We start from the raw sequence: 25,551 nt of genomic DNA, 5'->3' as shown, positions 1-25,551 counted from the left end.
TATTACAAAATTGTAATGTAACATTTCTCATCTAATTTATTTTACATTGAAAAAATGAAATAAATATTTACTAAACCTTATATTTACCTTAAATATAGAAAACAAAGTCATACTTTCTAAAATCAATCAAAACTAAACCTCCTTGCCATAAATCTCCCATATAAACTTTCTTACCACAAAAAAGTGGTTATATAAAAACATTTTAATAAACTTTCCAAATAAGTATGAAGAGAATATCTAGATGAGCTTTAGAATTTAAGTTATTACGTAGAAGATATTACGTTAAGAAGCTGAGACTGTTCGACGCGAAGCTAGTTTCGAAGCTTTAGTAATATCTTCGGAGTAATAACTATAAATTCTTAGCGAAATCTAGTAATTCTCGGAATATATTTGGAAAGTTTATTATTGCATTCTAATATAACCACTTAATTATTTATCTCTGTTTTTTATTATTTCTTTGAAATTCATTCCAAAGTCATGTATATATAGAGCTACACCTATAATAGTAGGTAATATAAAGTAACTTATTCTATATAAAATTATAACCAAGAATGTTTGCTCTATTGGAACCCCTAAAGGTTTAAATCCATTTATGAAAGTTAAATCAAATGTTCCTAACCCTCCAGGTATCATACTAGCAATTCCTATAGCTGTAGCTCTTACATAAACGTAGAAATACTCACTTATATTTATATAAGCTCCAGTTATAGCTAGTATTAAGTAAATTAAAAGCATGTTTCCTATCCACTCTATAAAAGATATTCCAATTACTTTTAATATAAAACTCTCTTCTTTATTTTCTTTCTTCTTATTGTATTTATATATAGAATTTATAATAACTATAGGAGTATATGCTGCAAGAGCAAAAACAACATATTTTATAAGTCCTAGAGTCTTTATGCTATTAAACTCTAGTAGTACATATATTATACAAAGTATTGATAATCCACTTAGGTTTAAAATTATAATTTTTCCTATTTCTTTTAAAAGCTTTTTTCTATCTTTCACATGATTTCCATAAAAATATTGCTTAAAAGCTAAAGATGTCGCCCCTCCAAAGCCAAGAAGACTTGCTATAGAGCTTGCTATCCATGAATACTTATAGAGTTTCTTATTTTCCATATCTATACCAACATTTTTCTTTAAAATAAAATCATAAAGAGTTAATGGCATGTATGCAATTATACCTGCTAGTCCTATTAGGACAAGTTGTAGAAAATGTAATCTATCTCTATACATATTAAAGTATTTCATATCAAATTCTTTAAACATATTTTTAAATCCCATTGCTACTAAAATTAAGACTACCGTTATAAACACTATCTTAAGTGCTAACTTAACATTCTTATTCAATTTAAAATTCAATTTTAAACCCTCTCCTTTTTCGCTTTTGTTAACATGTTATTAATATTATTCTACAGTAAATTAAATAAAATTCAAAATAAAAAAAACGATTCAATTATAATTGAATCGTTCAATAAATTTATACTTAACTTAGCTTGGGATGATTTAATCAAGTGGATATTGATTTTAGGGAACTAAATTAAGTATAAAATTTGTTTACACACTCATTTTTGTATTGATGCCTTCTGGTGTATTAAAAGTATTTTCAAATTTTTCGAAAATACCATTTAACTTCTCTGACTTTATCAATACATATTTATCTTCAGGAATTTTATTTAAAATAGATTCCTTTTTAAATTTAATTATATATTCATTATTATTTGACTCATTCTTATTTATTACTATTACATCTTTATTATTTAAGAACATATACAATCTTCTACTACTATTATTTACTTCACCAATGTCCTTATTAACCTCTAAGTTCTCAGTATTTAAAGCATCAACTATTTCATTTATGCTTTCATTTTCAATGTGTTTAGGCACTTGATGATAATTTTCTTCTCTTTCTTTACTAACAAAAAATTTCATAGACGTAACTTCATCAGCTTTTAGTTTTTTAGAATCTATTTTACTTGGAACATTTACTGCTATAACGCCTATGATTATTAAGACTAATATTATTGGCAATAATATTCTTTTACTCATAAATTCTCCCTCACTTTCACCTTATATCAATGATATTACATCATAGTTTAGTCTTTTTAAAGTTCTATTGCATAACTGGTCATTATTTATGTAAAATTGGTCATTTTTTGTCTAAAAAAGAAAAAGTAACCAAGATATTATCTCGATTACTTTTTAAAAGCTATGATTTTTAGTGTCATAAAAACTCTCTTTTAAATGGCCATTAACACATTTTAATACATCTTCAAATCTACTATAGTCCTCTTCTGAATAGGCTTTTATAACTTGATCTTCAGACTGTTTAAGCATATTGTATGTATTATTTAGAAATACAATTCTCTTATCTAAACTATTGCTATTTCTATTGCAGTTTATATTCTCATTCCAAATCTTAGACTTATATTCTTCTACCTCTTTAAAGGAATTATCTAACTTAGATTTATATAAATCAATATTTATGTTCCTATCATTTATAATATATTCTTCTTGCATACTTTCAAAGTTTGAAAAATCATAAACTAATTCCTCTTCTAAATTAGTTATAACTTTTCTAACTTGATATTCTCTTGTATGCTTTAATTCAAATATAAAAAATAGGAATATTATTATTAGCACCAAGATTATACCTATTGAAAAAACAATTTCTTTATTTGATTTCACAAAGAATCACGTCCTAAACTAAAATATTTTATTAACAATACGTTAATATTATACACTTTTTGTTATTATTTTAGAAGAAAAAAAAGATAGAATATAAATCTATCTTTTTTTCTTACTGTGATTTAAGTAGTCTATTAGGCTTATATCATTAAAATTTATAAAATTAAACTCTTTAATTTTTAAATTTACTCTATCTAAAATCATAATTTGCTCTTGAAAAGTAAGCATATCTCCATATAAACTTTTAAACTTCTTATATACATTTAAATTAGCTTTGGCTTTAAGTTCTTTGCAAAATTCATTTAACTTTTTAGTATATTCATCCTTAATAAAGTCTTGAGCATATATAAATTCAATCTCTAGCTTGCTTTCAATAGATTCAGCTCCAAGCATATTTTGTATATCCTTTATGATTTTATTCTTTATCAATCCTGAATTGTTCTCTATGAATTTAATATATCTTTTATTTAGTACAGAAATGTCTATAAGCTCTTCTTCCTTATTTTCTTCTTCCTCTTCATTGTAAGTAATATCTGTATTTTCTTTGATTTCATTAAATACCTTTAATGTAGAAGCTTTAATGTCCTTATAAATATCAAAACTTTCCTTATTTACTTCATCTATATTAAGTATTGTGTTTTTTATTATTTCAATAGCCTCTATTCCTATGTCTTCTATATTTATTCTTTTATCCTTTAATATCACTTTTGCTTTTTCGTTTATTTTTACTTTTATCTTTTCTAGATTTTTTTTATTATTTAAATCTATTAACTTTAAAAATTTATTTTGAAATTCATTTATATCATTAATAAAATTCAATTTAATTTTATTATAGTAGTCATAGCTTATTTCTAAATCCTCTTTATATCCCTCTATCTTAGGAATTAACTCTAATTTAATATTTAATATTATATTTTCCAGTAATTCTTCAGTTTTATCTTCAAAATCCTCATCTATAATAAAGTTGATTTTTTCATTAACAACCTCGAGATCTTCTTTAATCTCTTTTAGGCTCCCCTCTAAAGAAATTGAAGTAGTTTCAAGTGCTGTTATTTCCTCTAAATAATCTATTTCTTGTATTAGATTATTTATATATTCCTTTATTCTTTCAGAAATCAAAATAATTTTGTTTTCGTTTTCATACCTTATAAGATTATTATAAAAATTAATAAACAAACCTTCTGCACAATTTTCATCTACAATATCTTCTTTAAGCTTTTCTAGTAACATACCATAACACTCCTAAAATAAAATCGCTAAAACTCCAATAATAGCAATCATCAAAACTAAAAAGTTATATTTTTTATCAAATTCACTTTTTATCTCTTCATTAAAGGCAGGTCCTGTACTCTCTTTTTTATCAAGTAATAAGACTTTCTTCTCTAAGGCATTAACCTTATCCCCAACTCTTCTTACAGAATCTATAACATCACTATTATACTTTGGTAAAGAGCTATTTATCAGTTCAATAAAATTATCTAAATTAGTATTTTCTTCTTCTAACAAATCTTTAAATTCATCTATGCCAGCCTCCATATTTTCTTTAACTTCAAGCAAACTAGCATCTATATATCCCTTATATTCTTCTAAAACTTGAAAAGTATCGCTTTTATCAACCTTTATCTTATTCTCTAATTTATTTACACAGTTTAAAATTCTTAAACAGTCTCCCTTTAACATTTTGTCCATTTCTTCTATTTTCTTTACATGTTCAAAGGCTATTTTATTGCTTAATTCTAAATTTTTATTTATTTCTTCAATGGTTGCTTTTATGCTATTTAGGTTATTTATTCCTTCTGGAGTTGAAAGTTCAAAAACATTCTCTTTTATACTTGCTATTCTGTCATTTAAAATATCAATTTCACAAGAAGTATCCTTAGCTTTTTCTTGCATGATATATAATTTGCTTTTAGACTCTTTAGTTAAATTCTCTAAATCCTTCAAAAATTTTGAAGCATCTCTTTCAAAAGCCTTTTCTCCATTTTCAACACCTAAGTTAAAGTCTGAAATCGCATCATCTAATATAACCTTTAGATTGTTTTGCAAGCTTATTAAATTATTTCTATTTATAGTAGCAGTTTTTTCAGAAGTGCTATTTAATGTCTTTATTAGATTTTCTTCTGTCATCTTCAAATCCCTATAAATAGATTTATCAAAAACATTTTTACTTATCTCTGAAACCAATCCATTAAACTCATCAATTAATCTTTCCTCTTTCCTATTTTCCATATTACCCTCCTAAACCACTACCTAAATTCTATATATATCATCAAATAGTTTTATATCTCTCTAAATATCCCCATTAAAAATCATAAAATTTATTTATCTCTATAATAATTATACTTTATTTTCCATATATGTAAATAGATATATATCCATTTAAAAGTAATTTAACTATTTATTTTTAAAATAATAAAAATAATAAAACAAAAAAAGTGCATTAAAATCACTAAAGAGTGATTTTAATGCACTTTTTAAATCATAACCTAATTATTATCTGCTATTTTAGCTAAAAGCTGTAATATTTGAACGTATAACCATATTAAAGTTACCATTAATCCAAAAGCACCGTACCATTCCATGTACTTTGGAGCTCCGTATTGTGCACCTTTTAATATGAAATCATAGTCCATTATTAAGCTTAATGTAGCAACTGCTACAACTACTAAACTAAATCCTATTCCTATTATGCCTGAACCATATATAGGTAAAGTTATTCCAAATAAGCCTAATATAAATCCAACAAAGTAGATTCCAGCTATTGAAATTAAAGCTATGAATACACCTTTGCTTATTCTACCAGCTATTTCTGGTGTTCTTCTGTAGATTAATACAGTAGCAACTAAACATATTATTGTTAAAAGCATTGCTGGGAATACTATCCCAGGATATACATTTTCAAAAAATCTTGAAATTGATCCTAAAAGTACTCCTTCAAAAGCAGCATAGAAAACTGCTGTGTACTGAGCAGCCTTTGGAACAAAAGATGTTACTAACCCTAAGATTAATGCTCCTATTCCAGATACTATCATAGCACTTTGATAGTTTACAGTTGGATTTTGAAAAGCTATCCAGCTATATATAAATGTAGCAGCTAAAATTGCTGTCATTATTAATATCTTAATAATAGTTCCGCCTACAGTCATTGTAGTACCATTGCTTTTAGCTTTTTCAAAGCCAACGGCTAATGCAGGATTTGATTCTGTTCTCATATGATTACCTCCTATTTACATTTGTTTCTTATAGTTTAAATATAAACCATAATTATGTCAAATTTGTTTCAATATTAATCATACTTTTTTAGTTAGCTGTTTAACTCACTGCTATCTATTTATTATTTCCAAATTGCAAATTATTAATCCTCATCTAAATCTGACCATTCTTTGAAATAATAATAAGAGAAACTTTCTTTTATTAGTTCATGATTACTACAAACTGGACACCTTTTCTCCCTAAAAAGTCTTTTAATAATTCCTTTTTGAAACTCATATCCACAATTTAAACAAACAAAACCATAGGTTGCTATATTCCAAAGTTTATAAAGTATAGATATAACAAATAAAAATCCAAATAGTATTAGTAATTTTTTTAAGTTAAAAGGAATTAAAAGAGTTACAACAATTATTATAGAAATTAATATTAAACCCATAAACTTAAGAGTAGCTTTAGTCTTTTTATCTTTCATAACCAGCACTTCCACTCTATCTATAATAAACTTTATTTTAGAATATGGCTCTGTTTTAAAGTCGTGTTGATTTTAGCTAGTCCTTCAGACCTACTTAATTTCGCAGAGAGTTTCTATTGAATATTCTAGAATAATATCTAAAGCTCAGAACTCCCTTTGGTCAAACAACTTCGCTTCTTAACGATATTATTCTACCATATTCAATGAAACTCTAAACTGCTCATTAAGATGGTCTTACAGTTCTATCTAAAATCAACACTCACTTAAAACAGAGTCAAAACTTTATAAAATTAAGCTCTAAGGTATTCATGTATAGATTTAGCTGCCTTCTTACCTGCTCCCATGGCTAGTATTACTGTGGCAGCTCCTGTTACAGTATCTCCACCTGCATATATTCCTTCTATGGAGGTTTTACATGTTTCTTCATCTACAATAATACATCCACGTTTATTTACTTCTAAACCATTTGTTGTAGAGGCTATTAACGGATTTGGAGATGTTCCAAGAGACATTATAACTCTATCAACATCCATAACAAATTCTGAACCCTTTATCTCAACAGGTCGTCTTCTACCTGATGAATCTGGCTCCCCAAGCTCCATCTTTATGCATTTTATCCCATTAACCCAGCCCTTTTCATCTGTTAAGATTTCAATAGGATTAGTAAGAACATCTAATATTACTCCTTCTTCCTTAGCATGATGCACTTCTTCTAATCTAGCTGGAAGTTCTTTTTCACTTCTTCTATATATTATGTGAGTTTCTGCACCTAATCTCAAAGAGGTTCTTGCAGCATCCATAGCCACATTTCCTCCACCAACTACTGCCACCTTTTCTCCTATATTAATAGGAGTGTTACACTCTTTTTCAAAAGCCTTCATAAGATTAACTCTAGTTAAAATTTCATTTGCTGAGAAAACGCCATTTGCAGTCTCACCTGGAATTCCCATGAATTTAGGTAACCCTGCTCCAGATCCTATAAATACGGCTTTAAATCCTTCCTCTTCTATAAGTTCATCTATAGCTACAGTCTTTCCAACTACTACATTTGTTTCTATTTTAACTCCAAGATTTTTAATCTCATCTATTTCATACTTAACAACATCATTTTTAGGAAGTCTAAACTCTGGTATTCCATATACCAATACTCCACCAGCTTCATGTAATGCTTCAAAAATTGTAACATCATAGCCAAGCTTAGCTAATTCACCTGCACAGGTTAAGCCTGCTGGTCCACTTCCAATTATGGCAACCTTCTCTAAGGATTCCTTTGACTTTTCTAAAAGTTTGATAGAGTTTTCTCTTGCATAATCTGCCACAAATCTTTCTAATCTTCCAATTGCTACAGGCTCACTTTTAATTCCTAAAACACACTTACCTTCACATTGACTTTCTTGTGGACAAACTCTTCCACAAATAGCTGGTAATGAATTATACTTTGTAAGTTCTTTTGCTGCCTCTTCAAATTTCCCTTCTTTAATAAAAGATATAAAGCTTGGAATATTAACAGCTACAGGACATCCTTCCATGCACTTAGCCTTCTTACATCCTAAGCACCTTTGACTTTCTTTTAAAGCTTCTTCTTCATTGTAACCTAAACTTACTTCCCTAAAGTTTTTTGCTCTTTCAAGGGGATTTTGTTCTCTCATCTTAACTCTTTTATTATCTTTTAAATTACTCATTATTCCATTCCCCCTTTACAACCACACCCACCATGACTATGAGTAGCTCCTTCTTTAACTTTTAAGAACGCTCGCCCTTCTTCTGTCTTATACATAGCTTGTCTTCTTATGGATTCATCAAAGTCTACTAAATGGCCATCAAACTCTGGACCATCTACACAAGCAAACTTAACTTCTTCTCCAACTGTAACCCTACAAGCACCACACATTCCAGTTCCGTCTACCATTATAGGGTTTAAGCTTACAATAGTAGGTAGGTTTAATCCCTTTGTAAGCTCGCACATAAATTTCATCATTATCATAGGACCTATAACCACAGCTTGGTCATATTTTTCTCCCTTGTTCTCAACTAAATCCCTCAATAATTCAGTAACTCTTCCTTTAAACCCGTAAGAGCCATCATCTGTTCCTATGTAGAGATTTTTTGAAACTTTTCTTAATTCTTCTTCAAATATAACAAGATCCTTAGTTCTAGCACCAACTATAACATCAACATCTATTCCTCTTTCATGAAGCCACTTTACTTGAGGATAAATTGGTGCTGCTCCAACACCACCTGCTATAAAAATCATCTTTTTACTCTTTAATTCCTCTAAATCTTCATGAACAAATTCACTTTCTTTTCCAAGTGGTCCAACAAAGTCTTGTACATAATCACCTTCATTAAACTCTCCAAGTTCCTTTGTAGATGCTCCAAGTCCTTGAACAACTATGGTAACACTTCCCTCTTCTTTATTGTAATCTGCTATTGTTAAAGGAACCCTCTCTCCTTTAGAAGTAGTTCTTAATATAATAAACTGCCCAGGCATAGCCTTCTTAGCCACCCTAGGAGCATGTATCTTCATCAAATAAACACTTTCATTTAAATTTCTCTTCTCTAAAATCCTAAACATAATAACCCCCATATAAAATTTTTGGTTCTGATAAATTTTCTATGATTTTTAATACAAATTAAGGTGTATTGATACTAGTGCATCTTATTTTTATTTAGCTTAATGTTTCAGACTAGTGTTGATTTTAGATAGAACTGTAAGACCATCTTGATAAGCAGGTCTGAAGGACTAGCTAAAATTAACACTTACTGAAACATAGCTTTTTAAAACTCTACCTTGTCACCGTAGTATGTGCATGAATAAAGTTTTTCCATTGTTTCGTCATCTATCTTTCTTGGGTTTGAACCTGTACATGGGTCTAGTACTGCATTATGAGCTATGAACTTAAGATTGTTCTTAAATTCTTCCTCATCAACTCCATATTCCTTCATAGAAGATGGAATATTTAATTCTTTATTTAAGTTTTGTATTAACTCTATAAGTTTATCTGTTAATACAGCATCATTTTCTCCTTCTAATCCAATATGTCTTGCTATGTCACCATATCTGTTTTCACATTCTTTTCTATTATATGAAATTACATATGGTAAGAAGATTGCATTTGCACATCCATGTGGTATATGGAATACTGCTCCAACTTTATGAGCCATTGAGTGAACTATTCCTAATAGTGCATTAGAGAAGGCCATTCCAGCTAAGCATTGAGCTTCATGCATTTCTCCTCTTGCTTCCATATCACCTTTATATGAATTAATTAAATGAATATTAACCATCTCTATAGCTTTAAGAGCAAGTGGATCTGTGAAATTTGATCTTAATCCTGCTGTATAAGCTTCTATAGCATGAGTTAAAGCATCCATGCCAGTATGAGCAACTAACTTTTCTGGCATAGTTTCAGCTAAACTTGGATCTACTATTGCTATATCTGGAGTTATTTCAAAGTCTGCTAAAGGATATTTAATCTTAGCCTTATAATCGGTTATTACTGAGAATGCTGTCACTTCTGTAGCTGTTCCTGATGTTGACGGAATAGCAATAAACTTAGCTTTTTTTCTAAGTTTAGGTAGTCCAAATGGAACTATTGCTTGTTCAAATGTAAAGTCTGGATACTCGTAAAAAATCCACATAGCCTTAGCTGCGTCTATAGGAGATCCACCTCCAATTGATACTATCCAATCTGGCCCAAAGTCTTGCATTTCCTTTGCACCCTTCATAACTGTTTCTACAGATGGATCAGGTTCTACCCCCTCAAAGACCTTAGTTTCAATCCCTGCTTCTTTTAAATAACTCTCAACTTTATCTAAGAAGCCAAATCTTTTCATTGAGCCTCCTCCAATAACTATGAAAGCTCTTTTCCCTTCTAAAGTCTTTAATACCTCTAAAGCATCTTTTCCATGATATAAATCTCTTGGTAAAGTAAATCTTGCCATGCTAATTCCTCCTTAAAATTTATTAATGGCGCTGTTTTAAACTAGGGTTGATTTCTAGATATAGATGAAAGACCATCTTAATGAGCAATTAGAGTTTCATTGTATATGTAAGAATAATAGCGTTAAGAGGATTTTTCTGTTTGAGCGTTAGCGAGTTTAAAATCCTTAGCTATTATTCTGGAATAGACAATAGAAACTCTTTGCGAAATTAAGTAAGGTCTGAAGATATATCTAGAAATCAACCACCACTTAAAATATAGCCTAATTAATTTATTCTCCCATTTAAAAAGAGGTTTTATACTTAGTATAAAACCTACTTTACATTTTACTTATTCTGATTTGAATTTATGCCTAAAACTTATTTATTTTCTGCCTTCCAAGCATCTAATTGTGATTGCATTTCTGTTTTTACTTTTTCTAATCCACAATCATATAATTTCTGATTTAATCTTTCTAATCCATCAACTGGATCTATTGATCCTGAGAATAGCAATCTTTCAAATTCTTGTAATGCATTGTTTATAGCTGTCACCTCAGCTGAAACAGAATCTGAATTAAACTTAAATCCTAAAACTGGCGAACTCTTAGCAGCTGCATTAAAGTCCTCAAAAGCATCCCATTTATCAGCTGGGTCTACATCTAATACATAAGTATCAAATAAGTTTCCATATGCCCAACTTGTTACATTATAATTTTCTTGTCCTTGAGGAGTTCTCTTTATTTGGTTATCGCTAGTCTTTTCATAGTGGGTGTTTTCAACTCCATAGATAAGCATATTTCTTAATGTTTCATCAGTATTTATTAAGTTTATAAGCTCCATAGATTTCTCTGGATTTTTAGAAGTTGAAGATATTGCTGTCATAGCACCTGTTGTTGAATTATTTGAAACAAATGGATCTATTATAGGGGAAGAAACTACTGGGTAACCTAAGTTTGTACTCCAAATATTATCTGCATAAGGTTGTCCATCAGCTTTAGTAACAAACCTCTTTGTTTCTTTATTCATATTATTAACAGCAGCATCTTGATTTATATATCCATTTTCATAGTATTCTCTCAATTTAATAAGCATCTCTTTCATTTCTTCAGTTTCAAATATATTTTGAACTGTTAAAGTATCGTCATCAAAGAAAACACCTAAAGGTCTTAAAATATCATCAAACTCTATTGGCAAAGTATCTCCTTGAGTATAGAATGGAACAATATCTGGTTCATTTTCTTTTATGATCTTAAGCCAAGGCTCTAAATCCTGCACAGTATGAATTTCTTCATAAGGTATGTCATATTTATCAACATATTCCTTAGTGAATACCCAACTAGGAGCTAATGCAATTTCTTTTTGGTTTGGCACTGCATATATCTTTCCATCTACTTCAGAACCTTTCCAAAGCCTTTCATCTATAACCTCCTTAAGTTCAGATCCATACTCATCTATTAAATCATTTAATTCCATGAAAGCTCCTTTTCTAGCACTTTCTAGATAAGGATTAGCCCATGAACATGTAAATACTAAATCAAATTCTTCACCTGAATTAGCCAAAATATTAGTCTTTTGAGTATAATCTCCAAAGTCTATATGTTTAATATCAACTGTAGCATTAATCTTTTCTTTTATATATTTATTTACTTCCTCTTCAACAACCTCATTATCCTTAGGTGTTCCACCAATTACATACCATACTAAATTTACTGGTTCCTCTCCTTCACCGCCAGTTGAAGAATTTCCACCTGAACCGCCACATCCAGTTAATACAGCAGATGTTGTTACCATAGCTCCTAAAATTATAGCCATTAATTTTCTTCTTTTAAGCATTTTTAATCTTCCCCCTAAAATAAAATTAATTCCCTTAACTCTATATATCTATTTTTACGCATATTTCAATATCACCCTACTAACCAAACTTAATATAACGTTTACATATGGTAAAAAAATAAAAACAGGTATAAAATACCTGTTTTTGTAATGTTGATTTTATATAGAACTATAAGACCATCTTGATGAGCAGTTAGAGTTTCATTATCTGCGGAAAAATAATAGCGTTAAAAGATTTTTTTTGTTTGAGCCATAGCGAGTTTAAAAGTCTTAGCTATTATTTTGGAGTAGATAATAGAAACTCTCTGCAAAATCAAGTAGGGCTAAAGGGCTATATAAAATCAACACTTAACAAAACCTATTTATTTTCTTTAACCCATTCGTTTAACTGATTTTGCATTTCTACTTTAATGTCTTCTAATCCAGCATCATATAACTTTTTATTTAATTTAGTTAAAGCCTCCTCTGTATCTATAGATCCAGTATATAAAGGCTTTAAGAATTCACTTAAAACATTATTGACTGCTGAAATTTGAGTAACTACAGGCTCAGTATTAAACTTAAATCCTAAAATTGGAGAAGTTTCTGCAGCTTCATTAAACTCTTTAAATCCTTCCCATTTCTCAACTGGATCAACATCTAATACAAATGTATCAAATAAATTTCCATATGCCCAGATTGTTACATTGTAGTTTGCATTTAAATCTCTGTTTATTTGATTTTCGCTAACCTTTGTATAGTGTTTATCCTCTAAACCAAACATTAGTAGGTTTCTTAAATGGGCATCAGTATTAACTAAATTTATAAGCTTCATAGCTTCTTCAGGGTGCTCTGATGTTGCTGATATAGCTGTCATGGCTCCAGTAGTTGAGTTGTTAGTAACAAGAGCTGGTACTATGGCAGAAGTAACAACCTCTCTTCCTAAAGAGTCCCCCCAACCATTCTCTGCATATGGTTGTCCATCAGCCTTCCATACAAATCTCTTAACCTCGCTTTGCATATTAGTTACAGCAGCATCTTGATTTATATATTCTTTTTCATAGTATTCCCTAAGTTTGCTCAACATATCTTTCATCTCTTTAGTTTCATACATATTGTGAACTGTGTAAGTTTCATCATCATAATAAATTCCTAAAGGAGACATTATATCTTCTATTCCTGCTAAAGGAATTCCATCCCCTTGAGTATAGAAAGGAACAAAATCTGGTTCTTTCTCTTTTATAAGCTCTAAGTAAGGCTCTAAATCTTGAAGTGAATGAATCTCTTCATATGGTATATCATATTTTTCAACTAATTCTTTATCAAATACCCACATTGGAGCTCCTGCTATTTCCTTTTGATTAGGAACAGCATATATGGAACCATCAACCTCAGCACCTTTCCAAAGTCTCTCATCTATAACCTTTTTCATGTCTGATCCATATTCATCTATAAGATCATTTAATTCTAAGAAAGCACCCTTTCTAGAATTATCTAAGTATGGAAAAGCCCATGAACATGTAAATGCCATATCATATGGCTCTCCTGAGTTGGCTAATACATTCATTTTTTGAGTATAATCCCCAAAAGAAACATGTTTTATGTCAACAGTAACATTAATCTTATCTTTTATATAATTATTAACCTCTTCCTCTACAATTTCATTATCTGTTGGAGCATCTCCAATAACATACCAAACTAAATTCACTGGTTCATCTGCACTTGAAGTTCCTCCTCCTGAGCCACCACATCCTGTAAGTAATACCGATGTTGTCATTACTGCCCCTAATATAATGGCCATTAATTTTTTTCTTTTAAGCATATTGCTTTACCCCCATCAAAATTCTAATTTAAATTCCACTATATATGTTTATTATTTAATCTTATGTAGTATGATACTTCTAAAATAATTTTATAAAACGTTTACAACTATATTACTTTAAAGCATATAAAAAGGATGATACATTAAAATGTATCATCCTTAAAATCTTAATTATTCAAAATTATTTGTTATTAGCTTTCCACTCGTCTAATTGCTTTTGCATTTCAACTTTTATGTCTTCTAATCCTGAATCATATAACTTCTTGTTTAATTTCTCTAATCCTTCTACTGGATCTACTGAACCTGTGTATAATGACTTTTCAAACTCTTGTAATGCGTTGTTTACAGCAGATATTTGAGTTGATACTTTTTCAGTATTAAACTTGAATCCTAAGATTTGAGAAGTTTCAGCAGCTTTGTTGAAATCTTCAAAGGCATCCCACTTATCAACTGGATCTGTATCTAAAACATAAGTATCAAATAAGTTTCCATATCCCCAGCTAGTTACGTTGTATGGTCCATTTGGATCTCTCTTAATTTGGTTATCACTAACTTTTTCGTAGTGAGTTCCTTCAATACCAAACATTAGCATATTTCTTAACTCAGAATCAGTGTTTACTAAGTTTATAAGCTCCATAGCTTTTTCAGGATGCTCTGATGTTGTTGATATAGCTGTCATAGCACCAGTTGTTGAGTTGTTAGTAACATATGCAGGAATTATTGATGAAGTAACAACCTCTCTTCCTAAAGATTGTCCCCAACCATTTTCAGCATATGGCTGTCCATCAGCTTTCCATACAAATCTCTTAACTTCATTTTGCATGTTGTTTACAGCAGCATCTTGGTTTATATATCCTTTTTCATAGTATTCTCTTAACTTAGCCATCATAGCCTTCATTTCTTCAGTTTCATACATGTTTTGAACTGTTAAAGTATCATCATTGTAGAATACTCCTAAAGGTCTCATGATTTCATCAAACTCTAGTGGAATTGAATCTCCTTGAGTATAGAATGGAACGAAATCTGGCTCTTTTTCTTTTATGATTTCTAAATATGGCTCTAAATCTTCAACAGAGTGAATATCTTGGTATGGTATATCATACTTTTCAACTAACTCTTTATCGAATACCCACATTGGAGCTCCTGCAATCTCTTTTTGGTTTGGTACTGCATAAATCTTTCCATCAACCTCAGCACCTTTCCATAATCTCTCATCTATAACCTTTTTCATGTCTGATCCTTTTTCATCAATTAGATCATTTAACTCTAAGAAAGCACCTTTTCTAGCATTCTCTAAGTATGGGAAAGCCCATGAACATGTGAAAGCTATATCATATGGTTCTCCTGAGTTAGCTAATACGTTCATTTTTTGAGTGTAGTCTCCAAATGAAACGTGTTTTATATCAACTGTTACATTTATTTTATCCTTTAAATATTTATTAACTTCCTCTTCTACAACCTCATTGTCAGCTGGAGCATCACCAATTGTGTACCATACTAAGTTTACTGGTTCTTCACTTGCTGTGCCTCCTTCAGCTGCACCTTTGTCTGATCCACATCCAGTAAGTACTGCTGATGTAGTCATCATTCCTCCTAAAATTAATGCCATTAATTTTTTGTGTTTAAGCATCTTCTTTTTCCCCCTCATATTATTATTCTATACCTTTAGTTTTTTGACTCTTAAATCATGAATAAATATTTAAAACAAACGTTTACAATTAGTATATAATTCTCATAAAACATTCCCATACCTTTTGATTATTTACTAAGACTTTGTTTAAAAACTTTAATTCACTTCTCAAATATTTTTGAGCGATTCAAGCTTCTATAGTTAATTTATAACATAACAGGAAAAAAGTCAACGCTATGAAAGTTCCATCTCAAAACCCTCTAAACCCCTGCAAATACACAGCTTAGAAGGTTTTTAATGTTACAATTAATTTATATATATTATGTTAACTTTTTAAATATTTTAAAAAGATGTAATTATTTGTAATATATTTCATTTTACTGCATATAATTTATACACTTTTTCTAGAATTTATACATTCAATAAAAAAATGAATATTTATTTATTAATTGATAAAACTTTTAATATATTTTATTGATTAATACTAACTTTATTGTAAAGATATATATTTTTTCTCAAAAAAGTCATTTTATTAGTAAATTACTAATAAAACAACTCTATTATAAAACATATGCTAGGAAAGTTTTTTTTACTTCTCGTTAACACTTTGTTAATATAAATATGTATATAACTTTTACTTTAATAAAAAGCTAAGTTTTAAACTAATGTTGATTTGAGATAGAACTATAAAAGGATCTTAATAGAACCTCTTTGAGAAATTAAGTAGTTCTTAAAGGCTAACTGAAATCTAATAAAACAATTTTAACTTAATATATGGTTATTATCTAAGGAGATGTCTAAAATGCAGAAACTTTCACTAGCTTTAGTTGTAGGATGTGGTGGCTTTATAGGAGCTGCTTTAAGATACCTAATATCCATATTCGCAGCAAAAAATTTAGGTGGTAACTTTCCTTATGGAACTTTAATAGCTAATATTCTAGGAGCTATATTGATAGGTTTTATAATGGAATTTAGTATGGATAGTGCTCTTATATCATCTAATATGAGATTATTCTTAACCACAGGAATTATGGGTGGACTTACTACATTTTCAACTTTTTCATACGAGACTGTTAGCATGTTAAATAATGGTCATATGATTTTAGGAATTGAAAATGCAATTTTAAATTTAGGATGCAGTTTGTTATTCGTCGTAATTGGGCAAAAAGTAGCTAGATTATTATTCTAATTTTAGGAGGAGAAACATATGAAGGAAGAGTTTAAAGGTAGTTTTTTAAAAGTTTTTATTGATGAATCAGATAAATATAATGGTGAACCACTATATTCTGAAATATTAAAGAAATTAAAGGAAGAAAATGTTCTAGGTGCAACAGTATTTAGAGGGATTGAAGGTCTTGATAGACACCATAAAATCCATTCTGATTTTATAGAGGTTCTAGCAAGAAATCTTCCTATAGCAATTGAAATTACTGATACTAAAGAGAAGATTTCTAAAATAGTTGATATTTTAGAACCTATGATTGAAACAGGAACCATAACCATAGTTGATAATGTTGATGTTATAAGATTTAAAAAATAAAAAACAGACTAATCATTAGTCTGTTTTTCTTCTTTCCAAATATTTAATTGTCTCTCTATTTCATTATGCACCTTATCTATACCTGCACTTTTAAGCTTATTATTAAGCTTATCTAAGTATTTTTCTGTATCAACCATTCCACTATAGAGCCCTCTTTTAAATTCCTCTGTAACGGTAGCTATAGAATTTAATTCAACCTCTAAGTTATCAAAGTTAAATTTAAATCCTAGTGCTGGTGATTTTTTAGCCTGTTCATTAAAAGCTTTAAACTCATCCCACTTATTTGTTGGCTCATCTTCTAAAACATAAGTTATAAATAAATTACCTAAAGTATAATAATCCACTTTATAATCTTTTGATTTATCTAAAAGTCTTATTTTATTCCCATCAATTTTTTCATAATGAACCCCTTCGATTCCGTAATTTATTAAGTTTCTAAGATAAACATCCGTATTTAATAGATTTAAAAATTCCATAGCTTTTTCTGGATTTCTAGATGTTTTAGAGATAGCTATCATAGATCCTATTGTTGAATCATTTGTTATATAACTATCCAATATAGGGGTTGCTACAACTTCCTCTCCTCTTTTACTTTCCCATATTTTTTCTGCATAAGGTTGACCATCAGCTTTAGTAACAAAATTATCTATTGTGAAATCTCCTGTATTTCCCATCTTAGAATTTGTATATCCAAGTTCATGATACCTTCTCATAACTTCTAAATTTTTCTTCATTTTTTCTGTTTCAAAAATATTCACTACCTCTAAATTTTCATCATCTAAACTTACACCTATATTAGTAGTTAATTGATCCCAATACATAGGTACTGAATAACTATTATCAATATAAAATGGAACAACGTTGGCTTCTTTCTCTTTTATTAACTTAAGCCAAGGCTCTAAATCTTCTAATGTTTTAATATCTTTATAAGGTACATTGTATTTGTCTACATATTTTTTTGAAAAAACCCACATAGGCATAGTTGCAACTTCTTTTTGGTTAGGAATAGCATATACATGCCCATCTACCTCAGCACCCTTCCAAAACATAGAATCAACTGTCTTATAAACTTCTTTACCATAATCTTTTATTAATTCATCCAACATTAAAAAGTTACCATCTCTGACATTAGGCATATAATCATTTGCCCAGGATGATGTAAATACAAGATCAAATGCCTCTTCATCATCAAACTTTTTTGCCATGACTTTAGTAAAATCTATATAATCTATAAATCTAATATCAATTGTTGTATTTATATTATCTGATAAATATTTGTTTATTTCCTCTTCAACTAAGTTCATATCTTCTGGTTCTGTTCCTATAGTGTACCAAATCAGTTCTGTATTTTCTTCACTTTTCCAAATTGTTAAATCAGATTTTTTTATTACATTAAACATTATTATAAATATCATTAATAAAGATAGTATAATAATTAAAATCGATTTTTCTATTTTAACCACAATTTAATCCTCCAAAAATTATTACACTTATATTATATTTCCTTTTTAAATTTCTTTAAATGAATAATTTTTATATAATATTACTTTTTTTTATAAACCTATTTAAAATCTAATATGGACTAATTAAAGTTTTAGTAATAAAATTAACTTATTAAAAGTAGAAAGGAGCTTTCTATGTTAATTCAAAATATAGATATAAGCATATTATATTGGATTCAAGCTAATCTACAAAATGCTTTTTTAAATCCAATAATGATATTTTTCACTAAATTAGGTAATTTGGGATTACTTTGGATTGCTATAGGCCTTGGGCTTTCAATCACAAAAAAGTATAGAAAAGTAGGATTATTAACCTTATCAGCCCTTATAATAAACACACTATTAGGTGAAGGTATATTAAAACATTTAATAGAACGTCCAAGACCCTTTGTAACTTATCCTGATTTAAATATAATAATACATAAACCAAGCAGTTTTTCTATGCCATCAGGACATACATCAGCATCCTTTGCGGCCGCTTTTGTCTTAGGATATTATTTCAAAAAACTAAGATGGTACTTTTATGGATTAGCTTCTTTAATAGCTTTTTCAAGAATTTATCTTTTAGTTCATTATCCTAGTGATGTATTAAGTGGTATATTACTTGGATTTGTAAGCTTCTTGATAGTTATAAATGGATATAAATTTATTCAAAAAAAGAAACTAAGTAAGGGTTAACCCTACTTAGTTTTTTTTTTGAGTTTTAATATAAGCTTTTCATAGTGATTTATGTTATTTTTTAAAGTAGTAACCACTTCTTTCTCATTTTTTCCCGTACTTGTTTCTCCAGTAAGCATAAATCCATTAGCACCACACCTCATTAAATGATATATATCACTTAATTCATTTATGGTTGGTTGTTTGGCGTTTAGCTTATTCATAGTTCCAAGCACATTAGTAGCAACTATTATTGACTTATTATCATTTTTAATAGCATATACTATTTTTTCTTGAGCCACGGGAACATTTCTAATTCCCAATTCTGCTGATAAATCTCCTCTTGCTATAACAATACCATCTAATTCATCAGATATCTCTTTTATATTTACTACGCCTTCAGCAGTTTCTATCTTCCCCCATAACTTAGGAATCTGCTGGTTTACTTTTAAATTCTTAAAAACATAATTCTTGAATTCTCTACATTCATCTATATATGAACAGTATGAATATGCTATTATATCTACATCATGCTTAATTGCAAATTTAATATCTTCTTTATCTTTATCTGTAACTCCCCAATCTCTTCTATCTAATCTAGGCAGGTTACATCCTTTTTCTTTTCTTACAACACCACCTATTCTGACTTTCGTCTTTATCAGTCCATTGTTATTTTTTATAACATTAAATTCCATAGTACCATCTTTCATATATATCTTTTTAAAATTACTAGCATGAATAAATTTATTTTTTATATTTAAAGGAATTAATTTATCTCTTTCAACATTCTGTATATACACATCATATGTTTCCTCAGAGCAAAAATACACAATCTCATTTTCATTTACTTTAAAAGTATCATAAATGTTATTTGCTACTCTGACTTTATTTCCTTGTAAATCTAAAAGAATCTTTGTATCTCTATACCTCTCTTTTATGTAATTCATACAAAATAGTATATCTTCATGCTTTCCATGGGATAAATTCATTCTAATTATATTAGCTCCGCTTAATATAATATTATCAATCTTTCTCAAAGCCTCTTTTTTCCCTGCTTCATTTTTATTTACGAATCTTGTGTTAATGCTGCCTATAATATCCAAAGCTTCCTCCTTAAATACTGCTATCAATCATATATATGCAATTAGAACCTTAAATATTATTTTATTGAATAACATATTTTTTTACCTTTACATAATATATTTAAAGGGGGTAAGTATGAATATTTTTTCTAGAATAAAAAATTATATATATAATTTATATACTGTTAAACTAATAAAAAAACATTGTTTAGCAAGTAAGGTAATCATATTTTTAGCTCTAGCGTCTTTTTTATTTACTATATTTTCAGTATTTCATACAGAGTATTTTACTGATCCTTCCTTAATAACTATACGTTCAATAATGTCATCAATATTTGGGTATTTATTTGGTGATAATATACTAGATTCAAGCAAGCAAAGTTCAAAAAATCTATATACTATAGTTGCTAGTATAATTGCTATACTGGCCTTAATAACAATAATGTTAAGTTCTTTGTTACCAGTAGAACAAGGTAGTGCGGCTATTGTTGAAGTTAGAAACACACTTTTTTCATCTGTAGGTTTTCTAATAAGTAAAGCTAAAAGTCATGATGTAAGTGAAGAGTTAGAAAAACTATGTGCTGAGCAAAATAAAAAGGACTAGTCCATAGCTAGTCCATATTCTTTCAACTAACCTCTTTTATTATTTTGTAAAGAACATCATTTAATTTATCTTTATCTATATAGTCAAATTCTACATCAGTTATATTTATAATTAAGCATAAAGACTCTAAGTTCTTAACTAAGTACAGTCCATTGCCACTTTTAATGCAGATTTGGCCAAGTGCTAAATATTCAACCATATCTTCTAGAGGGATTGATACTACCCTTCTTAATATTTGATCATCTCCTAAAATCTCAAACTTTCTTTCGCCACCAAAATCCTTAGTTATTCTTATAAATAAATCAACCTTTGTAGTATTAGATAAAAGGACCTTTTTAAAGAAACTTTCTCCTAAGCAACATCCTTCTGTTAAACAATCAATTGTCATATTGCCATCTTCCCTTAGTTTCTTTATTATAAATTCTCTTATATAGGAGTCGTTTATATCTAATGCGTATTTCATAAAGCACCTCCTTAGTTAAAATGTCAATCGTAATATATATTATTCAATTTTTTTAAAAAAGTTCTATAAAAAACATAAGTTTCATAAATTAGACTTGAGGAGGTGATAGTTTGACTAAAAAACTTTTAATTTTAATAATTACTTTAATTATGTGTGTAGGATTAATATCTTGTAGTAAAAATAACTTTCTTAATAAAGAAAAGCCTTCTTTAAACTATCATACTGAGAGTCTTAAAGAGGATTTAGCTAAATCAAAGCCTAAAGTTAGAATACTAGATATGAATATATATAGTGAAACAGTTGTAAATGAAGAGGATATTAGGATAGTAAAGGATTTAACAGATAGCCTAAAAGATGATAACTTCTTAAAGGAAGAGGATATTCCTAAAAAGCCTTTATATAAATTCTTTATAGATGTGAATTCTAATAAATATGTAATTGATATATATGGAGATGATTTTTTAACTCTATATCCCTGGGATAGTACCCTTTCTAAGGACTTTATTACTTTAAAAGACGTGCCAAATGCCTTTAAATTAGAAGCATTTTGCCAATACGCCTTTGATAAAAAGAGCTAAAAAAATAAGGTGATTTTAATCACCTTATTTTAAGTTATCTAATAATTCAAAAACACGTTTTTTGTAAAGTGGATGTATCTTGTATGGAGCTATTTCGTTTAATGGCTCTAGTACAAAGCTTCTTTGATGCATTCTAGGATGAGGAAGTACTACCTCTTCATCTTCGCTTATTAAATCATTAAAGAAGATTATATCTAAATCTATTGTTCTAGGACCCCACTTTATTATTCTTTCTCTCTTAAGTTTTTGTTCAATTTCTAATAAAAACTTCATAAGCTCCTTAGGACTTAATAATGTTTTTATCATGCATGCTCCATTTAAAAACTCTTCTTGGTCAGTGTATCCCCAAGGTTCTGTTGTTATTAGAGAAGAAGTTTTTAAAATCTTTGTATGGTATTCTTTGTTTAATTCCTTTAAGGCTTCTTCTATATAATACTTTTTATCTCCTATGTTTGATCCATAAGATAAGTAAGCTTCATTCCAACTTCTTTCTATCCCTATAAACACAGTATCTAAACTTCTTAGTATAGGAGCCCAGGGCTTCTTAAGTGAAAGTTTAACCTTTTTAACTAGAGGATATTCTAATAAGATAAACTCACAAATCTTTTCAGCAGCAGTTTCTATTAAATCGTAGCTTTCTCTTTTAAACTCTTCCTCAACTTTATGTGCTAGCTCTCCATAGTGAACTGATTTTGTTAAATCACCAGTGATTCCAGCCTCTCTTGTATCTAATGAAAGTTCTATGCTTAATATGAACTTTTGACCTAATCTTTTTTCTTCTTCAAAAACTCCGTGATTTCCAAAGACTTCAAAATCATTTATAACAATCTTATCCATAAACTACTCCTATCTTCTTATCATAGCATCAGTCATAACTGCTACTCTCTTATTTTCTAAAACATCATGAACTCTTACAAATTCACAACCCTTTGCTATTCCAATAGAAGTTGTAGCTAATGTTCCCTCTACTCTTTCATTAGCAGGTAAATCTAAAGTATTACCTATTACTGATTTTCTTGAAGTTCCAAGAAGAACTGGATATTCTAACTCACAAAACTCTTCTAATCTATGTAAAACATCTAAGTTTTCCTCATAAGTCTTAGCAAAACCAATACCTGGGTCTAACATAATATTTTCTTTTTTTACTCCAGCTTTTAATGCAATCTCTACACTTTCCATGATATCTTTTTTCATAGTCTCAATTATGTCATTTCCATAGTTATTATCTTCTCTATTGTGCATTAAACAACAAGGAACTCCATATTTAGAAGCAACCTCAGCTATATATGAATCCTTTTTAAATCCCCAAACATCATTTATAAGGTTAGCACCTGCTTTTATAGCCTCTTCTGCTACTTTACCTTTATAAGTATCTATTGATATAGGAACATCAAATTTTTCTCTTACCGCCTTTATTATAGGAACAACTCTTTCTAATTCTTCCTTTTCACTTACTGGTGTATGGTTAGGTCTTGTTGATTCACCACCAATATCTATAATATCAGCTCCAGCTTTTATCATATTTTCAACTTGCTTTAAAGCTGCATCTATTTCATTAAATTTACCGCCATCTGAAAATGAATCTGGGGTAACATTTAAAATACCCATTATATAAGTTCTTTTACCTATTTCAAAATTCTTATTTCCTATTTTCATCTTACATCCCCCTTAAATTATTATATTTAAGTTTTTCTTTTCCTTACTCCATTTGCAAAGATTCTCTGCCTTACATAAAAAACATGCTCTAGACCTTTTATCTGCTAAATATATTATTTTATTAAGTCCTGTAGCTTCTTTATTTCTATGGTTTAATATTCCTTGTAGAATTATCTCTTTTTCCTCATTATTAAATCCACATTCATCTAATATTTCTTCACTTAATCTAAATGAAGCTTTTTCATGACTTTCTCCACCTTGGTATTCAACCCATCTTCCTATATCATGTAAAAGTCCTATGGCATAAATGATTTCCTTTGAAGCATCTACTCCTTCTTCTAAAGCCATTATATAAGCAATTCTAGAAACATCTAAAAAATGCTCTAAATTATGTTTGCAAAAAATTCTTTCTTCTTCACAAATAGAGTTTTTATTTATGTAATCTTTATACTTGTGATTATTAAGTATACAATTAACTCTCTTCATAGTATTTACTCCTTTTGGGAAGATTACATTGAAATCATTCTAAAGACATCATTTTTCAAACTTTCATCCTCTATGAATCTTCCTCTATAAGTTGTAGTTAAAGTCTTAGCACCTGGCTTTCTAACCCCTCTCATAGTCATACACATATGTTCACCTTCAACAACCACCATAACTCCTTGTGCATCTAAGCTCTCCATTATTGAGTCAGCAATTTCCTTAGTTAATCTCTCTTGAAGCTGTGGTTTCTTTGAATAAACTTCAACACATCTAGCTAATTTAGATAATCCAACCACTCTACCATTTGGGATATAAGCTATGTGAACTTTACCAAAGAAAGGTACTAAATGATGTTCACACATTGAATGGAAAGTTATATCTTTCTCTAAAACTAAATCATTACTATCCACCTCAAATGTTTTGCTTAAATGATCTTTAGCATCCTTACCTATTCCTGAAAATATCTCTTCGTACATTCTAGCTACTCTATCTGGAGTTTCTATTAAGCCTTCTCTATTTGGATCTTCCCCTATTGCTTCAAGTATTAATTTCATTCCTTCTTTTATCTTATCTTTATCTATCATAATTTCCTCCATTCACTAAAACTCTTTAATAGAATGCTCATATTCTTTTCTTATTCTATCTATTAGTTCATGCTCCTTAAAAACCTTATGCTCAATACTAGTAATTTTCATAATTCCTATAAGAGAATTACTTAGAAAAGCACCATCACTAGTTTTTAAATCTTCTAGTGAAAAGCTTCCTTCTATTACATCAAAGTTTTTCATTATCCATTTTCTAATTATACCATCTAAAAGTCCAGAACTCACCCTTGGAGTATATATAATATTATCCTTTATAAAGAAAATATTAGTAGTAGCACCTTCCGTAAGTTCATTTCTTTCATTTAAGAAAATAGGCTCACTTATTCCTCTTTCCTTAAACAAGTTCTTCTCTAATATATTTTCAATATAACAAGTGCTCTTTATATAAGTTAATCTAGATGTACTATTTCTAAGAACCTCACTTACTCCTACAGAAAACCCTTTTTCATAATCCTCTTCCTTATAAGGAACCTCTCTAATTGAAAAGATAACATTTTTCTCCGTAACTGTTATCTTCAAAGCCTTATTTTCTATATTTTCTTCAATAATAAAGTTCTCAACTTCATCTAAAGTTATATTAAAATCAATATTTAATAAACTACAAGCTTCCCTAAGTCTTAATAAGTGCTCCTCTAAAAATACACACTTCTTATTTACAAGTATAGTCTCAAAAGCACCTTTTCCAAAAAAGTTAGAGGAATCTATTAAACCAACAACTTCTTTCCTTAAGTTATCTCCAATCAAATTTCTTCTTACATAAATCATAAAAGACCTCTTTAATATATTATTAAGTTTTAAATCAACATGATTAAAACT

The 25,551-nt window shown here is 29.0% G+C and carries 26 protein-coding genes; 5 read left to right on the top strand and 21 right to left on the bottom strand.

The features are described from left to right. Positions 1–429 precede the first annotated feature (429 nt). From ACQZHJ_RS08565 to ACQZHJ_RS08505, 13 genes are all read right to left on the bottom strand, one after another. On the bottom strand, positions 430–1,365 hold the full coding sequence (locus ACQZHJ_RS08565) for a lysylphosphatidylglycerol synthase domain-containing protein (protein ID WP_430485136.1): 936 nt from the start codon (positions 1,363–1,365) through the stop codon (positions 430–432). A gap of 195 nt (positions 1,366–1,560) precedes the next feature. Then, positions 1,561–2,052, bottom strand: coding sequence for a hypothetical protein (locus tag ACQZHJ_RS08560; RefSeq protein WP_430485135.1), 492 nt, complete (start codon positions 2,050–2,052; stop codon positions 1,561–1,563). A 153-nt stretch (positions 2,053–2,205) separates the two neighbouring features. Further along, positions 2,206–2,691, bottom strand: a complete 486-nt coding sequence (locus ACQZHJ_RS08555) for a hypothetical protein (protein ID WP_430485134.1) — start codon at positions 2,689–2,691, stop codon at positions 2,206–2,208. 99 nt (positions 2,692–2,790) lie between these two features. Then, positions 2,791–3,921, bottom strand: coding sequence for a hypothetical protein (locus ACQZHJ_RS08550; RefSeq protein WP_430485133.1), 1,131 nt, complete (start codon positions 3,919–3,921; stop codon positions 2,791–2,793). A gap of 12 nt (positions 3,922–3,933) precedes the next feature. Then, complete coding sequence (locus ACQZHJ_RS08545; protein WP_430485132.1) at positions 3,934–4,920, bottom strand: hypothetical protein; 987 nt, start codon at positions 4,918–4,920, stop codon at positions 3,934–3,936. A gap of 257 nt (positions 4,921–5,177) precedes the next feature. Next, a complete protein-coding gene (locus tag ACQZHJ_RS08540; protein WP_430485131.1) occupies positions 5,178–5,903 on the bottom strand; it encodes a Bax inhibitor-1/YccA family protein in 726 nt (241 codons plus the stop codon). A gap of 143 nt (positions 5,904–6,046) precedes the next feature. Beyond that, positions 6,047–6,376, bottom strand: a complete 330-nt coding sequence (locus tag ACQZHJ_RS08535) for a hypothetical protein (RefSeq protein ID WP_430485130.1) — start codon at positions 6,374–6,376, stop codon at positions 6,047–6,049. Positions 6,377–6,666: 290 nt separating this feature from the next. Beyond that, positions 6,667–8,058 carry an NADPH-dependent glutamate synthase gene (gltA, locus tag ACQZHJ_RS08530; RefSeq protein WP_430485129.1) on the bottom strand — a complete coding sequence of 464 codons (1,392 nt, stop codon included), beginning with the start codon at positions 8,056–8,058 and terminating at the stop codon, positions 6,667–6,669. Next, the gene (locus tag ACQZHJ_RS08525) at positions 8,058–8,951 is read right to left on the bottom strand and encodes a sulfide/dihydroorotate dehydrogenase-like FAD/NAD-binding protein (RefSeq protein WP_430485128.1); all 894 of its coding nucleotides are present in this window, start codon (positions 8,949–8,951) and stop codon (positions 8,058–8,060) included. Before ACQZHJ_RS08525 ends, gltA begins: the two co-directional genes overlap by 1 nt. A gap of 203 nt (positions 8,952–9,154) precedes the next feature. Next, positions 9,155–10,321, bottom strand: a complete 1,167-nt coding sequence (locus ACQZHJ_RS08520) for an iron-containing alcohol dehydrogenase (protein ID WP_430485127.1) — start codon at positions 10,319–10,321, stop codon at positions 9,155–9,157. A gap of 358 nt (positions 10,322–10,679) precedes the next feature. Then, a complete protein-coding gene (locus ACQZHJ_RS08515) occupies positions 10,680–12,134 on the bottom strand; it encodes an ABC transporter substrate-binding protein (protein WP_430485126.1) in 1,455 nt (484 codons plus the stop codon). A 358-nt stretch (positions 12,135–12,492) separates the two neighbouring features. Next, positions 12,493–13,935 carry an ABC transporter substrate-binding protein gene (locus tag ACQZHJ_RS08510; RefSeq protein WP_430485125.1) on the bottom strand — a complete coding sequence of 481 codons (1,443 nt, stop codon included), beginning with the start codon at positions 13,933–13,935 and terminating at the stop codon, positions 12,493–12,495. 181 nt (positions 13,936–14,116) lie between these two features. Next, on the bottom strand, positions 14,117–15,565 hold the full coding sequence (locus ACQZHJ_RS08505; protein ID WP_430485124.1) for an ABC transporter substrate-binding protein: 1,449 nt from the start codon (positions 15,563–15,565) through the stop codon (positions 14,117–14,119). An 802-nt stretch (positions 15,566–16,367) separates the two neighbouring features. Between ACQZHJ_RS08505 and crcB the strand changes: the two genes are divergently transcribed. Next, positions 16,368–16,754: a fluoride efflux transporter CrcB gene (crcB, locus tag ACQZHJ_RS08500; protein ID WP_430485123.1), complete on the top strand. Its 387-nt coding sequence runs from the start codon at positions 16,368–16,370 to the stop codon at positions 16,752–16,754. Between the two features lie 18 nt (positions 16,755–16,772). Next, entirely contained in the window at positions 16,773–17,105 is a 333-nt protein-coding gene (locus ACQZHJ_RS08495; RefSeq protein ID WP_430485122.1) for a DUF190 domain-containing protein, read from the top strand. Positions 17,106–17,113: 8 nt separating this feature from the next. Here the strand turns inward: ACQZHJ_RS08495 and ACQZHJ_RS08490 are convergent, their stop codons facing one another. Further along, positions 17,114–18,568, bottom strand: a complete 1,455-nt coding sequence (locus ACQZHJ_RS08490) for an ABC transporter substrate-binding protein (protein WP_430485121.1) — start codon at positions 18,566–18,568, stop codon at positions 17,114–17,116. A 174-nt stretch (positions 18,569–18,742) separates the two neighbouring features. Between ACQZHJ_RS08490 and ACQZHJ_RS08485 the strand changes: the two genes are divergently transcribed. Next, positions 18,743–19,285, top strand: coding sequence for a phosphatase PAP2 family protein (locus ACQZHJ_RS08485; protein WP_430485120.1), 543 nt, complete (start codon positions 18,743–18,745; stop codon positions 19,283–19,285). Positions 19,286–19,287: 2 nt separating this feature from the next. Here ACQZHJ_RS08485 and ACQZHJ_RS08480 read toward each other — a convergent pair whose 3' ends face one another. Then, on the bottom strand, positions 19,288–20,367 hold the full coding sequence (locus ACQZHJ_RS08480; RefSeq protein ID WP_430485119.1) for a pyruvate kinase: 1,080 nt from the start codon (positions 20,365–20,367) through the stop codon (positions 19,288–19,290). Between the two features lie 115 nt (positions 20,368–20,482). Between ACQZHJ_RS08480 and ACQZHJ_RS08475 the strand changes: the two genes are divergently transcribed. Then, the gene (locus tag ACQZHJ_RS08475) at positions 20,483–20,950 is read left to right on the top strand and encodes a hypothetical protein (RefSeq protein WP_430485118.1); all 468 of its coding nucleotides are present in this window, start codon (positions 20,483–20,485) and stop codon (positions 20,948–20,950) included. Between the two features lie 22 nt (positions 20,951–20,972). Here the strand turns inward: ACQZHJ_RS08475 and ACQZHJ_RS08470 are convergent, their stop codons facing one another. Then, positions 20,973–21,413, bottom strand: a complete 441-nt coding sequence (locus ACQZHJ_RS08470) for a hypothetical protein (RefSeq protein ID WP_430485117.1) — start codon at positions 21,411–21,413, stop codon at positions 20,973–20,975. A 110-nt stretch (positions 21,414–21,523) separates the two neighbouring features. Between ACQZHJ_RS08470 and ACQZHJ_RS08465 the strand changes: the two genes are divergently transcribed. After that, the gene (locus ACQZHJ_RS08465) at positions 21,524–21,991 is read left to right on the top strand and encodes a DUF4883 family protein (protein WP_430485116.1); all 468 of its coding nucleotides are present in this window, start codon (positions 21,524–21,526) and stop codon (positions 21,989–21,991) included. Between the two features lie 24 nt (positions 21,992–22,015). Here ACQZHJ_RS08465 and folK read toward each other — a convergent pair whose 3' ends face one another. Genes folK through ACQZHJ_RS08440 form a run of 5 tightly spaced genes read right to left on the bottom strand, consistent with a single transcriptional unit; the run spans position 22,016 to position 25,500 of the window. Continuing rightward, the gene (gene folK / locus ACQZHJ_RS08460) at positions 22,016–22,828 is read right to left on the bottom strand and encodes a 2-amino-4-hydroxy-6-hydroxymethyldihydropteridine diphosphokinase (protein WP_430485115.1); all 813 of its coding nucleotides are present in this window, start codon (positions 22,826–22,828) and stop codon (positions 22,016–22,018) included. A 9-nt stretch (positions 22,829–22,837) separates the two neighbouring features. Next, positions 22,838–23,647 (bottom strand): dihydropteroate synthase, encoded by an 810-nt coding sequence (gene folP, locus ACQZHJ_RS08455; RefSeq protein WP_430485114.1) that lies wholly within the window; start codon positions 23,645–23,647, stop codon positions 22,838–22,840. A 12-nt stretch (positions 23,648–23,659) separates the two neighbouring features. Beyond that, positions 23,660–24,133, bottom strand: coding sequence for an HD domain-containing protein (locus tag ACQZHJ_RS08450; protein WP_430485113.1), 474 nt, complete (start codon positions 24,131–24,133; stop codon positions 23,660–23,662). A 23-nt stretch (positions 24,134–24,156) separates the two neighbouring features. Next, a complete protein-coding gene (folE, locus tag ACQZHJ_RS08445; protein ID WP_430485112.1) occupies positions 24,157–24,714 on the bottom strand; it encodes a GTP cyclohydrolase I FolE in 558 nt (185 codons plus the stop codon). Positions 24,715–24,729: 15 nt separating this feature from the next. After that, the gene (locus ACQZHJ_RS08440) at positions 24,730–25,500 is read right to left on the bottom strand and encodes an aminotransferase class IV (protein WP_430485111.1); all 771 of its coding nucleotides are present in this window, start codon (positions 25,498–25,500) and stop codon (positions 24,730–24,732) included. Between the last annotated feature and the right edge of the window lie 51 nt (positions 25,501–25,551).

Source organism: Clostridium sp. B9 (assembly GCF_050509515.1).
Classification (GTDB): Bacteria; Bacillota; Clostridia; order Clostridiales; family Clostridiaceae; genus Sarcina.
The sequence above is the reverse complement of the archived record's forward strand: the minus strand, read 5'-3'. Positions and strand labels throughout refer to the sequence as shown.

Excerpts from the sequence above, each read along its gene's own strand:
- ACQZHJ_RS08545 (WP_430485132.1), bottom strand. The coding sequence starts at position 4,920 with ATGGAAAATAGGAAAGAGGAAAGATTAATTGATGAGTTTAATGGATTG.
- crcB (WP_430485123.1), top strand. The coding sequence starts at position 16,368 with ATGCAGAAACTTTCACTAGCTTTAGTTGTAGGATGTGGTGGCTTTATA.
- ACQZHJ_RS08515 (WP_430485126.1), bottom strand. The coding sequence starts at position 12,134 with ATGCTTAAAAGAAGAAAATTAATGGCTATAATTTTAGGAGCTATGGTA.
- folP (WP_430485114.1), bottom strand. The coding sequence starts at position 23,647 with ATGAAAATAGGAAATAAGAATTTTGAAATAGGTAAAAGAACTTATATA.
- ACQZHJ_RS08440 (WP_430485111.1), bottom strand. The coding sequence starts at position 25,500 with ATGATTTATGTAAGAAGAAATTTGATTGGAGATAACTTAAGGAAAGAA.
- folK (WP_430485115.1), bottom strand. The coding sequence starts at position 22,828 with ATGGATAAGATTGTTATAAATGATTTTGAAGTCTTTGGAAATCACGGA.
- ACQZHJ_RS08470 (WP_430485117.1), bottom strand. The coding sequence starts at position 21,413 with ATGAAATACGCATTAGATATAAACGACTCCTATATAAGAGAATTTATA.
- ACQZHJ_RS08475 (WP_430485118.1), top strand. The coding sequence starts at position 20,483 with ATGAATATTTTTTCTAGAATAAAAAATTATATATATAATTTATATACT.
- ACQZHJ_RS08510 (WP_430485125.1), bottom strand. The coding sequence starts at position 13,935 with ATGCTTAAAAGAAAAAAATTAATGGCCATTATATTAGGGGCAGTAATG.
- ACQZHJ_RS08550 (WP_430485133.1), bottom strand. The coding sequence starts at position 3,921 with ATGTTACTAGAAAAGCTTAAAGAAGATATTGTAGATGAAAATTGTGCA.
- ACQZHJ_RS08485 (WP_430485120.1), top strand. The coding sequence starts at position 18,743 with ATGTTAATTCAAAATATAGATATAAGCATATTATATTGGATTCAAGCT.
- ACQZHJ_RS08450 (WP_430485113.1), bottom strand. The coding sequence starts at position 24,133 with ATGAAGAGAGTTAATTGTATACTTAATAATCACAAGTATAAAGATTAC.
- ACQZHJ_RS08505 (WP_430485124.1), bottom strand. The coding sequence starts at position 15,565 with ATGCTTAAACACAAAAAATTAATGGCATTAATTTTAGGAGGAATGATG.
- folE (WP_430485112.1), bottom strand. The coding sequence starts at position 24,714 with ATGATAGATAAAGATAAGATAAAAGAAGGAATGAAATTAATACTTGAA.
- gltA (WP_430485129.1), bottom strand. The coding sequence starts at position 8,058 with ATGAGTAATTTAAAAGATAATAAAAGAGTTAAGATGAGAGAACAAAAT.
- ACQZHJ_RS08540 (WP_430485131.1), bottom strand. The coding sequence starts at position 5,903 with ATGAGAACAGAATCAAATCCTGCATTAGCCGTTGGCTTTGAAAAAGCT.
- ACQZHJ_RS08495 (WP_430485122.1), top strand. The coding sequence starts at position 16,773 with ATGAAGGAAGAGTTTAAAGGTAGTTTTTTAAAAGTTTTTATTGATGAA.
- ACQZHJ_RS08560 (WP_430485135.1), bottom strand. The coding sequence starts at position 2,052 with ATGAGTAAAAGAATATTATTGCCAATAATATTAGTCTTAATAATCATA.
- ACQZHJ_RS08525 (WP_430485128.1), bottom strand. The coding sequence starts at position 8,951 with ATGTTTAGGATTTTAGAGAAGAGAAATTTAAATGAAAGTGTTTATTTG.
- ACQZHJ_RS08520 (WP_430485127.1), bottom strand. The coding sequence starts at position 10,321 with ATGGCAAGATTTACTTTACCAAGAGATTTATATCATGGAAAAGATGCT.
- ACQZHJ_RS08535 (WP_430485130.1), bottom strand. The coding sequence starts at position 6,376 with ATGAAAGATAAAAAGACTAAAGCTACTCTTAAGTTTATGGGTTTAATA.